General features: G+C 52.2%; 11 protein-coding genes. 3 read left to right on the top strand and 8 right to left on the bottom strand.

Annotated features, from left to right (window positions below):
* The 3 genes from NMC31_RS17560 to pfkA all read left to right on the top strand — a co-directional run bounded on the left by NMC31_RS17560 (nucleotide 1) and on the right by pfkA (nucleotide 4,937).
* Entirely contained in the window at nucleotides 1-1,680 is a 1,680-nt protein-coding gene (locus NMC31_RS17560) for a hypothetical protein (RefSeq protein WP_253898649.1), read from the top strand.
* A gap of 1,208 nt (nucleotides 1,681-2,888) precedes the next feature.
* Entirely contained in the window at nucleotides 2,889-3,782 is an 894-nt protein-coding gene (gene fieF, locus NMC31_RS17555) for a CDF family cation-efflux transporter FieF (RefSeq protein WP_149464225.1), read from the top strand.
* A 192-nt stretch (nucleotides 3,783-3,974) separates the two neighbouring features.
* Nucleotides 3,975-4,937 carry a 6-phosphofructokinase gene (gene pfkA, locus NMC31_RS17550; protein ID WP_149464224.1) on the top strand — a complete coding sequence of 321 codons (963 nt, stop codon included), beginning with the start codon at nucleotides 3,975-3,977 and terminating at the stop codon, nucleotides 4,935-4,937.
* Between the two features lie 63 nt (nucleotides 4,938-5,000).
* Here the strand turns inward: pfkA and NMC31_RS17545 are convergent, their stop codons facing one another.
* From NMC31_RS17545 to cytR, 8 genes are all read right to left on the bottom strand, one after another.
* Nucleotides 5,001-5,720 carry a hypothetical protein gene (locus NMC31_RS17545; RefSeq protein ID WP_149464223.1) on the bottom strand — a complete coding sequence of 240 codons (720 nt, stop codon included), beginning with the start codon at nucleotides 5,718-5,720 and terminating at the stop codon, nucleotides 5,001-5,003.
* 26 nt (nucleotides 5,721-5,746) lie between these two features.
* Nucleotides 5,747-6,466 (bottom strand): hypothetical protein, encoded by a 720-nt coding sequence (locus tag NMC31_RS17540; protein ID WP_253898648.1) that lies wholly within the window; start codon nucleotides 6,464-6,466, stop codon nucleotides 5,747-5,749.
* A 60-nt stretch (nucleotides 6,467-6,526) separates the two neighbouring features.
* Complete coding sequence (rraA, locus tag NMC31_RS17535; protein WP_015966507.1) at nucleotides 6,527-7,012, bottom strand: ribonuclease E activity regulator RraA; 486 nt, start codon at nucleotides 7,010-7,012, stop codon at nucleotides 6,527-6,529.
* 92 nt (nucleotides 7,013-7,104) lie between these two features.
* On the bottom strand, nucleotides 7,105-8,025 hold the full coding sequence (menA, locus tag NMC31_RS17530) for a 1,4-dihydroxy-2-naphthoate polyprenyltransferase (protein WP_253898647.1): 921 nt from the start codon (nucleotides 8,023-8,025) through the stop codon (nucleotides 7,105-7,107).
* Nucleotides 8,026-8,095: 70 nt separating this feature from the next.
* Nucleotides 8,096-9,427 (bottom strand): ATP-dependent protease ATPase subunit HslU, encoded by a 1,332-nt coding sequence (gene hslU, locus NMC31_RS17525; protein ID WP_015966505.1) that lies wholly within the window; start codon nucleotides 9,425-9,427, stop codon nucleotides 8,096-8,098.
* Nucleotides 9,428-9,436: 9 nt separating this feature from the next.
* Nucleotides 9,437-9,967: an ATP-dependent protease subunit HslV gene (gene hslV / locus NMC31_RS17520; RefSeq protein WP_015966504.1), complete on the bottom strand. Its 531-nt coding sequence runs from the start codon at nucleotides 9,965-9,967 to the stop codon at nucleotides 9,437-9,439.
* 90 nt (nucleotides 9,968-10,057) lie between these two features.
* On the bottom strand, nucleotides 10,058-11,053 hold the full coding sequence (gene ftsN / locus NMC31_RS17515) for a cell division protein FtsN (RefSeq protein ID WP_149464220.1): 996 nt from the start codon (nucleotides 11,051-11,053) through the stop codon (nucleotides 10,058-10,060).
* Nucleotides 11,054-11,152: 99 nt separating this feature from the next.
* Nucleotides 11,153-12,175 (bottom strand): DNA-binding transcriptional regulator CytR, encoded by a 1,023-nt coding sequence (gene cytR, locus NMC31_RS17510; protein ID WP_149464219.1) that lies wholly within the window; start codon nucleotides 12,173-12,175, stop codon nucleotides 11,153-11,155.
* Nucleotides 12,176-12,254 lie beyond the last annotated feature (79 nt).

The raw sequence follows: 12,254 nt of genomic DNA, 5'->3' as shown, positions 1-12,254 counted from the left end.
ATGAAACCGATAAAACGCCTGTACCTGTCAACGGACGAAGTGCATCTTGCTGATGCCAGTCTGGTGCTGGAGCTGAACACCTGCGGCCGGGGATTCATTACGGCCGAAACTGACCAGGACTATACCGGCAAGCTGGTACGACTTAATGTCGGGTATACCGACCTTCTTTTGCGGTGGTTTACAGGATATGTGGAACGGTCGCAGCCAGCTGATAACGGCTTCCAGCGGCTTTTTGTTCGTGAGCTGGTTGGTGTGTTTGAACGCCTGTGGCCATGCTCACTTCAGCACCCGACACTGCGCAGCGTGGCCAGCTGGCTGGAAGAGAACAGCGGCATTACGGTGATGGTACCCGATGCCGGTTACGCTGATAAACCGATCCCCCACTTTACCCACAGTGGCAGCGGGTACCAGCTGCTGAATAATCTGGGTAAAGCCTTTGGCATCACGGATTACATCTGGTACCAGTTACCGGATGGCGGGCTGTATGTGGGAGGTGCAGAAAAGTCCCTCTTTGCCGGTAAACCGGTGGATATCCCGGCCGGGTTCAGTCAGGGGGCTGCTGGCGGCAATACCATGACGTTGCCGGTTGTCCAGAGCCTGCGGCCCGGGGCTGAAATGAACGGCGAGCGCGTCACAAAGGTTCATCTGACCAATGACACGATGGCCGTTACCTGGACACCCCGCAACCGCGCCACCGGTCAGCCATTGCAGAAATCACCGGTACAGCGGCAGATTGAAAGTCATTTTCCGGAGCTTGCGTCCGGGTTACACCTGCCGAAGTTTGCCAGGGTCATTGCGCCGACAGAAGCCGTTAAGAGCGGCAACTTTGCGGATCCATTTCGTCCACGCTATGCCGTGGATGTGCAGCTGCTTGACGCAGACGGAAAGCCTGACGCACAGACGCCGACCTATTCCGCCGTACCGCTACCGGTGCCGATGGCCGGTAATGATTCCGGAATGTACCAGTTTCCACCTGAAGGAACGCTGGTAGAAGTTGCGTTTACTGACGGCCGGCCGGATAAGCCATTTATCCGTCAGACCGTGCCGGATGGTACCAGCCTGCCGGATATCAAACCCGGTGAGCAGCTCCAGCAGCAGCGAGCGGAAGTCTCTCAGCGCGTGACGCAGGCCGGGGACTGGGTGCGACAGACTGACCAGACAATCAGCGAAACATCGATGGCCAGAACCGTTAAGGCCGATACGGAAAACCGCGAGGTGGTAAGCCGCGAAACGACCGTTAAGGCTACGGATAAAACCAGCGTTATCGGTACGTCCACGCTGATGGCTGGAGCCATTCAGCAGGTCAGCGCCGGCAAATTTAGCCAGGCGATTCAGGGTAGTCGCCTGGCCACTATCGGCGGCAGTGATGAAATGGTCGTGACCGAAAACGCCACTGTTACGATCGGGAAGAACCTGACGGAGCAGATAGGCCAGATTCGAAAAAGCGTTGCGGCCGTACAGCAGCAGATTATCGCGCCGGTGGTGTGGATAGGTTCCGGCAGTATTAATGTGGCTCAGCTGATGCTGGATACGCTTGATGTGGTCAAGCAGCTGGCAGAACTGACTGCCAGCCATACGCACAGTAATACTGGCGCCCCGACGAACGCCGGCGAAATTCGCAGCACCGGCACGCAAGCCGATACGCTGAACGGTAAATACTCCCCCGTAATCGGTAAGTAAAACATCCTTCCTGCCCGCTCACTGTAGCGGGTTTTTTGTACCCTTCTCAAACGTCGCAGAACGCTCTCATAGCGTCGCGTTATCACGCCTGAGTAAATCCATCCCCTCATTCAGCACAGCGGCGCACGCTTGCGCCTGCGAATCCTGACGGTGACGAAATAACGGCGGAAGTGACGAAAACGGCGCTACACCGCACCCGCCTGCGGTTTTCGTGTTGAGAATGATTTCAGTTTTTCCGGTGGTACAAAATACATCGGCCGACCGCGCCAGCGCTGGGGCTTTGACGTCAGATCCTAAACTGAAATGTGTGAAACAGATTTCAACGATTTCAGTTTTTGTGCGATGGCCAGCTGGGCGTCACAGAAGGTAAAGCCTTGAGCCATGCGGGATGAGTTGTGATTACGTGATTTTTTACGTAATGGCCAGCGCGAGATCTCGTAAGCGTTTAAAAACAGAAAGCCGCTGCTGGCGCGGGTTTGCGGGGAGCCGTACGAACCGGCACAACTGAAATACTTTGCACAGATCCGTCTGCGCCCATCCCTGTGCACACATGCTGCCACCAGTGACCAAATCAGTAACAGAGAGAGATACAAACTCACCAACAAATCAGGGCGATTTCTGACCATCCTATGCTTTTTCAAAAATTGAAGGGGGGCATCGGAAAACCGTCACAAACGTCACAAGATTTAAAATTATTATCTATCTATATGATATTTAATAATAAATAAGCATATTACAAACCATCACAAAAGCATCACAAGAGCATCACAGTGTGACGGTCTATAATCATCACAATTCTGTTTTATAACTTACTGAATTTATTAGGTGTGACGGTTTGTGTTGCGTTTTGTGATGGTTTTACCGTCACAAGATTTATTTAGCTAAATCATATGGATAAGAGGTGTTTTTGCGGGGTGTGATGGTTGTGACGGTTTTCCGATGGCCGACTTAAATATGAGGTGAGGATAACTGCATAACTTTTAACATATTGTGGGAATTAAAAAGCCCCAGAAGTAACGCTGGGGCTTATGGTCGATGTGGACGTTTTGTGGACGTAAAATACAGTGAAAATATAATAAATTCAGATGGTTAGTTGTTGAGGAACAACACCATCCCTGTCTTCCCCCACATGATGTGGGGGTTTTTTTTGCCCAAATTTTACCATCGCCTCCGCTATACTAGCCGCAGAATGAATGGCAGGAGCGTTTATGAATCAATCATATGGCCAGCTCATTAGCCGCGCAGCACTTGCTGCGACGGTGATGGCCTCTGTGTTACTTTTGATTAAAATTTTTGCGTGGTGGTATACCGGTTCCGTCAGTATTCTGGCGGCGCTGGTGGATTCCCTGGTGGATATCGCGGCATCGTTGACTAACCTGTGGGTGGTGCGTTATTCGCTGCAACCCGCCGATGACGAGCACACCTTCGGCCACGGCAAAGCAGAATCGCTGGCAGCGCTGGCGCAGAGCATGTTTATTTCCGGTTCGGCACTGTTTCTTTTCTTAACCGGCATCCAGCATTTGGCTCAGCCGCAGGTAATGAATAAACCAGGCATCGGCATCATTGTGACGATCGTTGCGTTGGTGAGTACGTTAGTGCTGGTTTCTTTCCAGCGTTGGGTGGTGCGAAGAACGCAAAGTCAGGCGGTAAGGGCGGATATGCTTCATTATCAGTCTGATGTTATGATGAACGGTGCAATTTTGGTCGCACTGGGGCTCTCCTGGTACGGCTGGCATCGCGCAGATGCGCTGTTTGCTTTAGGAATTGGCATCTATATTTTATATAGCGCATTACGTATGGGTTATGAGGCGGTTCAGTCTTTGTTGGATCGCGCATTACCTGACGGAGAACGCCAGGAAATTATCGACATCGTGACCGCCTGGCCTGGGGTATGCGGTGCACACGATCTCAGAACGCGGCAGTCAGGGCCGACCCGCTTTATTCAGATCCATCTGGAAATGGAAGATAACCTGCCCCTGGTTGAGGCACATGTAATTGCCGAACAGGTGGAGCAGGCAATTTTGCGTCGCTTCCCCGGATCCGATGTGATTATTCACCAGGATCCGTGCTCGGTTGTTCCGGATGGTGGCAGGAGCGTTTGAACTTTCGTAAGTCGTTGTAAAAGTGTGGGGTCGATCGGCATTTTTTGTTCAAATAACCGCCATTCGGCCTGACCTGAATCAATTCAGCACGAAGCACTTGATATACTATCTGTAATAAGGTCGTTCTCTCCCTACAGGGAGCGCTTCGGGCAGAAGAATTAATTATTAGCATTCCTAAGTTCAGAGGTAGTCATGATTAAGAAAATCGGTGTGTTGACAAGCGGCGGTGATGCGCCGGGTATGAACGCTGCCATTCGTGGTGTTGTGCGCGCTGCGTTAACGGAAGGTCTGGAAGTTTTTGGTATCTATGACGGTTACCTTGGTCTGTACGAAGACCGTATGGTTCAGCTCGACCGTTACAGCGTCTCCGATATGATCAACCGTGGTGGTACCTTCCTCGGTTCAGCGCGTTTCCCGGAATTCCGTGATGAGAACATCCGCGCTGTGGCTATCGAAAACATGAAAAAACGTGGTCTGGACGCGCTGGTCGTTATCGGCGGTGACGGCTCCTACATGGGTGCCATGCGTCTGACCGAAATGGGTTTCCCGTGCATCGGCCTGCCTGGCACCATCGACAACGATATCAAAGGCACTGACTACACCATCGGTTTCTTCACTGCTCTGAGCACCGTGGTTGAAGCGATTGACCGTCTGCGTGACACCTCTTCTTCTCACCAGCGTATTTCCGTGGTGGAAGTCATGGGCCGTTACTGCGGCGACCTGACCCTGGCGGCAGCAATTGCCGGTGGTTGTGAATTCATCGTCGTACCTGAAGTTGAATTCAAACGCGATGATCTGGTTGCTGAAATCAAAGCGGGTATCGCGAAAGGTAAAAAACACGCTATCGTTGCCATCACTGAACACATGTGTGATATCGATGAGCTGGCGCATTTCATTGAGAAAGAAACAGGCCGTGAAACGCGTGCAACTGTTCTGGGCCATATCCAGCGCGGCGGTTCCCCGGTGCCTTACGATCGTATTCTGGCTTCCCGTATGGGTGCATACGCTATTGAACTGCTGCAGCAGGGCTTTGGTGGTCGTTGCGTCGGTATTCAGAACGAAAAACTGGTTCACCACGACATCATTGACGCTATCGAAAATATGAAGCGTCCGTTCAAAGGTGACTGGTTAGACTGCGCGAAAATGCTGTACTGATTCGCGTGTGTTGGCTACAGCCTGCATTGAGTAAAGCCTTCCCTGTCGGGAAGGCTTTTTAGATCAAGGGTTAGCGTTTACCGCAGAATCCAGAATAGTTTTGAAGGCCGCATAATCTTTTTCGAAGTTATCTTTATTGATAACTACCGTTAGCTGGATAACGCTTTCTTTATCCAGTAGATAGACATAGATAATCTCTTTTTTGTGTTGTTCTGACGACACGGCCTGGAAAGCGCAGCGAAAATTTTTCGCTGTACACTTATAGACCTGGTACAAATCCTCATCATATGCGTCGCCCAATAATTTCTTCGAGAATGCTTTGATATCGTTGAGGTTGTATATATTTAATTCAGCCTGCGAGTGCCGCTCAGCATAGATCGCGATACGATAGTTACCTGAAAAAAGCATCTTGACCTGACGACCATTACTTTTAGCTTCTTCAAGTTTCCAGCCGCGATCTGGAACGGTGAATGTGACCTGCGCCTCAGGGAGGGTTTTGTAATGAGGTGTGTTAAAGGTAAGTGCATACGAAATATTTGATAGCAACATAACGCCAAGCACCCAGTTGCTACAGCGTAGATAATTGGTTTCTTTATGGCGGCGAAAAATTTTCACGATGAAAAAGATAATCGTGGGAAGTATCAGTGGTGAAAGAAATACTGCACCAATATATTCACCAAACTGTCCAGGTTCGCTTTCCATTTCATGGAGTGAAATGCCACTTTTAAAATGCCCTACGACAAACGAAACTATCAGCAGAATAAAATAAATAACATAACGCATATATCGTCCTTGTATACTTGAGTGGTTTACTCTGCGATAGGTTTAGCAGAATTAAAAATCGTCATAACTTCTTCGTAATACTCATCAGCATATTTCTGATCGATAACCGCCGCCACCTGGATAAAATGGGTATTATCCAGCAGCGTCATCAAAATAGACCGTTTTTCATCGCCATCATCGGTTGTGGCGATATAGTCCTGATAGGCGCAGCGGAAGCCGTCAACCTGACAGGGAAAAAGCGTAAACGCATCCGCCTGATAGCTACTCTTGAAGCGAATCTGCTGTGATGTGAGTAATTCATCAAAGTTATGAACGTTACTGGCATCCTGCATGCTGGACATCACGGAGATCGCGACATGGGCATTTTTCATCACCACTGTCATACGGTAGCCACGAGGTGTGGTCACCGCCGTTTTCCACTCGTTACTCGGGAACGTCAGCGTGATGGGCGCATTCGGCGCGGTGTACTCCCAACTAAAGAATTGCCAGAAGTGTGTGGCGCAACTGAACAGAAGTATTATCCCCATCACCCAGCTTGTACCGTTAATAATTTGCTGCTGCGCCGTTTTACGAAATATCACACAAAACGCGGCGGCTACAAGACAAGCAGTCCCTAACGGATAAAAAAAGACGAGATTCACATAGGCGATAATATTACCTGTGTCGTCCGTAATCAGGTTTTTCCATTGCAGATGCTTGATAATAATAACTGCAATATATAAAACACCTAAAACTATAAACCGCATATATACATCCGTGTATAAAAAAAGGGGAAATAAATTTCCCCTTTATCATATGCGAATTATTTACTCGATATCCAGCGGATCTTCAGAAAGGATAATGCCGGTGTTATCAGCATAGAGATGGTCGCCGGAGAAGAAAGTTACGCCGCCGAAATTGACGCGTACGTCGCTTTCGCCAATGCCTTCACCTGCTGCGCCAACCGGAATGGCGGCAATGGCCTGGATGCCGATATCCAGCTCTTCAAGGTCATCAACCTGACGCACGGCGCCGTAAACCACAATGCCTTCCCATTCGTTCTGGGTGGCGATACGCGCCAGTTCCGCATCAATCAGCGCGCGGCGTACAGAACCGCCGCCGTCAACCAGCAGAATGCGGCCACGGCCATTCTGTTCGAGCAGATCATACAGCAACCCGTTATCCTCGAAACATTTCACGGTGGTGATTTGCCCACCAAACGACAACCGCCCGCCAAAGTTGGAGAACAGGGGTTCCACGACGTTGACATCTTCCTGGTAGATGTCGCAAAGCTCGGAAGTATCGTATTTCATAGGATTAACACTCAGTTGCTGCGAGTGATTTCAGTATATCGCGCTCTGTGCACTGTTGGCAAAATCATCAATTGTTAATTGATATTTGTCAGTTAACCCAGCGCCTTGCTCAGGATAATCCCAACGATAAACAGGACGTTAGTGAGCAGCGCGCCTTTGACCGTGCGTTCAAGCATTGGTCGCATCGCGACCGGTTCACGCTGCGTCATGACGTAGCGCGCCTGTTTGAACAGCAACGGTGCGGCGAGAATAAACAGCCAGCCCCAGAGACTTTGCAGTGAAATCAGGTTAAACAGCGCCAGACACACCAGCGTGCCGCCAAGCAGGCAAGCGTGATAGCGACGTGCACCGACCGGGCCTAAACGTACCGCAAGTGTGTTTTTGCCGTTTTCGCGATCGCTGTCGATATCGCGCAGGTTATTGATATTTAATACTGCCGTTGCCAGCAATCCGCACGCTGTGGCGGGAAGAATCAGCGTGGCGCTCAGCATATGCGCCTGTAAATACCAGCTGCCAATAACGCTCAGCCAGCCGAAGAAAATAAGCACAGAAATATCACCCAGACCGATATATCCGTAAGGACGAGTGCCCACGGTATAGGTAATTGCGGCGACAATTGAGAGCAACCCCAGCACCAGGAAACCGATAAAGTCACCGATGTTTTGATATGCCGCAAACAGCAGCCCAAGGCCGGAAAGACAGATGAGCGCGACGGTAATCATCAGCGCGCGTTTCATCTGCGGCTGGGTGATGGCGCCTTTTTGCATGCCGCGCAGCGGCCCGATGCGATCGGGTTTATCGCTGCCCTTCACCGCATCGCCATAATCGTTCGCGAGGTTGGAGAGGATTTGCAGCAGGCCCGCAGTCACCAGCGACAGCACCGCCACAGTTGCATCGAAGTGCCCTTGCCACCAGGCGAGCGTAATACCCACCAGGATAGAGGCGAAGGCCAGAGGTAACGTTTTAGGGCGCAGGCTCTCAAGCCATGCCTGGGTGCGGCTGATTTCAGTCATAGTGATTTTTTGCCAATAAAAATGGGGCTTTTCAGCCCCATCAACAGTGATGAATATGCATTGAACGCGATTATAGGATAAAACGGCTCAGATCTTCATCTGCAACAAGTGCATCCAGGTGTTTGCTCACGTATTCCGCATCAATTGTGATGCTTTGACCATTTAAATCACTGGCGTCATAGGAGATATCTTCCATTAAACGTTCCAGAACCGTGTGCAGACGACGCGCACCGATATTCTCGGTGGTTTCGTTAACCTGCCATGCGGCTTCGGCAATACGCTTAATACCGGATTCGGTGAACTCAATGTTCACGCCTTCGGTCGCCATCAGCGCTTTGTACTGAACGGTAACGGACGCATTCGGTTCGGTCAGGATGCGTTCGAAGTCGCTGGTGGTCAGCGCCTGCAGCTCAACGCGAATCGGCAGACGTCCCTGCAGTTCCGGGATCAGGTCAGACGGTTTTGCCACCTGGAATGCACCGGAAGCGATAAACAGAATGTGATCTGTTTTTACCATACCGTGTTTGGTGGACACGGTGCAGCCTTCAACCAGCGGCAGCAGGTCACGCTGTACGCCTTCGCGGGACACGTCCGGGCCGGAGGATTCGCCGCGCTTACAGATTTTGTCGATTTCGTCGATGAACACGATACCGTGCTGCTCAACCGCATCAATGGCATCCTGTTTCAGCTCTTCCGGGTTCACCAGTTTTGCCGCTTCCTCTTCAATCAACAGCTTCATCGCATCTTTGATTTTCAGCTTACGCGGTTTCTGTTTCTGCCCGCCGAGGTTCTGGAACATCGACTGCAACTGGCTGGTCATCTCTTCCATTCCCGGAGGCGCCATGATTTCAACGCCCATCGGCGCAGCGGCGAGGTCGATCTCAATCTCTTTATCGTCCAGTTGGCCTTCACGCAGTTTCTTGCGGAATGCCTGACGCGCGGCAGACGGTTCAGCCTGCTGCTCCGCCTGACCCCAGTTGTTCTTAGCCGGTGGGATCAGCACGTCGAGGATGCGCTCTTCGGCCATCTCTTCCGCGCGGAAGCGGTTTTTCTCGATGGACTGCACGCGCACCATTTTGATCGCGGAATCGGTCAGATCGCGGATGATGGAATCCACTTCTTTACCCACATAGCCCACTTCGGTGAATTTGGTCGCTTCAACTTTGATGAAAGGCGCATTAGCCAGCTTCGCCAGACGGCGAGCGATTTCGGTTTTACCGACACCGGTCGGGCCGATCATCAGAATGTTTTTCGGGGTTACTTCGTGACGCAGCTCTTCATCAAGCTGCATACGACGCCAGCGGTTACGTAAGGCGATCGCAACGGAGCGTTTGGCCGCGTCCTGACCAATAATGTGTTTGTTCAGTTCGCTGACAATTTCGCGTGGGGTCATTTCAGACATGGTCAATCCTTACGCTTTAGACGGTAATTCTTCAATGGTGTGGAAGTGGTTGGTGTAAATGCAGATATCGCCTGCAATATCCAACGCTTTCTCAGCAATGTCGCGCGCGCCCAGTTCGGTGTTTTCCAGCAGGGCACGGGCTGCGGCCTGGGCGTATGGGCCACCCGAACCGATAGCAATCAGGTCATTTTCCGGCTGAACGACGTCGCCGTTCCCGGTAATGATGAGGGATGCGGTTTCATCCGCGACGGCAAGCAGGGCTTCCAGCTTGCGCAGCATACGGTCGGTACGCCAGTCTTTCGCCAGCTCAACGGCGGCTTTCACCAGATGACCCTGGTGCATTTCAAGCTTACGTTCGAACAGCTCGAACAGGGTGAAGGCATCAGCGGTGCCGCCAGCGAAACCGGCAATCACTTTGTCGTTGTACAGGCGACGGACTTTCTTCACGTTGCCTTTCATCACGGTATTGCCAAGCGTAGCCTGTCCATCACCGGCGATTACGACGTGGCCGTTACGGCGAACACTTACTATTGTTGTCACGAGCAGACCCCTTGTTGCAAATACGGAATAGGGGCCCCGCAAGCTTTGCGGGGCAGAATGACATTATAGATGGGGGGTATTTCGGGGGTTTCAACCCCCGGAAGCGAGTCTTATGCAGTTTCCGTGACCGGCCATTTTCAGGCGGTTGAGGGTGCCATCGGCATTCTCTTTGCCTTTGATAGGCCCGATGACGACGCGGTTCCAGCCATTGTTGGTGGTAATGCGTGAATCAAACCCTTCGAACGCCAGCTGTGCACGCACGGTTTCGGCCTGCTCTGCACCTTTAAACGAACCACACTGTACCATCCAGCGGCGCTCGTCTTTTTTCTCGGTTGCCTTAGGTGGCGTGGTCTCACGCGTCACCGGCGCGGCGGCCTGCTGTTTAGGTGCAGACGTTGTGGTGTGCGCAGGCGTTTGCAGCAGATCCTGATACGGCTGCTGATTAGTGGCAGCCGCTTTTGGCTGCTGCGTCTGACGCGGCTGCTGCTGTGTGGTTTGCGCCTGGCGTACCGGTTGCTGTGTCTGCTGTTGCGCGCGCGGCTGCTGCACAGGTTGCGTTTGCGCCCATTGCTGCTGCTGTTGCGCTTGCTGAGCCTGCTGCGCTAAACGCTGACGTTGCAGCGTTTGTTGGCGTTGCTCTGGCGTTTGCTCGTTCCACGGCACTTCCGTCAGCTGCGTCGGCTGCTGGCGCATATCCGCCTGCATTTGCGCAAGCAGTTGGCGCTGTTCGTCGGTCAACTGGTTCGGATTCATCACTTCCCCGCCTGCAGACGGTTCCGTTGGCGCACGCACGCCTGGCTGGCGGCTTTCCAGCTCTTTAATGTAGCGCCAGCGCTCTTCCGGTTTCGGCGGTAGACCATTCCCTGTCATCTGACGGCTTTGCAGCGTTTCAGACTCTTCTTTTTTATGATGGGTAATAAAGTACAAACCACCGATAAAGGCGACGACCACCGCGGCGGCAATGGCCACCATCGCCGGTGATACCGCCGGGAAGCTACTTTGATTTTTCCGCGAACTCCGTGAGGTGCTCTTTTTGCGCCGCGAAGGAGCCTGTTGGCTGCGGCGTACATAATCTCGTTGTGCCACTATCGTTTCGCTGTATTTATTCGTTCGTGAACCCGACATGTTACTTAAGCGACGAGGCTTTGACCAGACAAGCAAGTCCTAAAGCCCCACACTTTTATGTCATATTTTTTGTGTGCTGCCGCGAATGACCAGTTCACAGTCCAGCAGACGCGAACCGCTGTCGACATATTGCCCACTTAGCTGATTCAGTAACAACAGCATCGCTTCCCGGCCAATGTCGAAACGCGGCTGAGAAATGGTCGTGAGCGGTGGGTCGCAGAACTCCGCAAGCGAAATGTTATCAAAGCCGATAATCGACAGGTCGTCCGGAATTTTCAGACCGTGACGTTTGGCGCAGGAGAACGCGCCGAGCGCCATGATATCGCTATGGCAGAACACGGCGGTCGGCGGTTGCGGCAGTGCCAGAAGCTGCTCAAGCGCTTTAGCGCCCGCTTCGTAAGTGAAGTTGCCGCGCGTGATGTAGGCCGGATCGACCGTGATACCGCTGCGGCGCATTGCCTGCACGTACCCCTGTAAGCGGTAGTGGCACAGCGGCATCTCTTCCGGCCCGGCGATGCACGCAATGCGTTTATGACCCAGCTCGTGCAGATAGTTTACGGCATTGAACGCGGCGGTAAGGTTATCGATGTGTACCGTCGGCAACCCTAGCTCTGGGGCGAATTCGTTGGCCATCACCATCGGTGGCAGATTGCGCTGCTCTTCAATACTGGCATCAAACGGCAACTGCGAACCGAGCAGTAACATACCGTCGATCTGCTTGGTAATGATTAAATCGATGAAGGTTTTTTCCTGCTGATTCTGATGCGCGCAGTCGCCAATCAGCACCAGATAACCCTGCGAAGCGGCGGTGACTTCGATTCCACGAATCACTTCGCTGAAGAAGGGGTCGCAGATATCCGGCACGATAACCAGAATGGTGCGAGATTCATTGCGTTTCATGTTACGCCCCTGCACCTGCGGGAGGTAACCGACTTCCAGTGCGGCCTGCTCAACGCGAGTTCTCGTTGCCTGTGAGACCTTCTCGGGGTTCATTAATGCGCGTGATACGGTTGCCGTAGAGACTTTCGCCTGCATAGCAACGTCTTTCATGGTTGCGGCCACAACCGGTTTTTTAGCCTTCACCTGATTTCTCCTCGCTGACTGGCGCAGACACCTCCCCTGTGTCTGACATCAGACACACTTTTATCAGATAGTTAATCCG

The sequence above is a fragment of the Pseudocitrobacter vendiensis genome (genome assembly GCF_943590815.1).
Lineage (GTDB): Bacteria > Pseudomonadota > Gammaproteobacteria > Enterobacterales > Enterobacteriaceae > Pseudocitrobacter > Pseudocitrobacter vendiensis.
The sequence above is the reverse complement of the archived record's forward strand: the minus strand, read 5'-3'. Positions and strand labels throughout refer to the sequence as shown.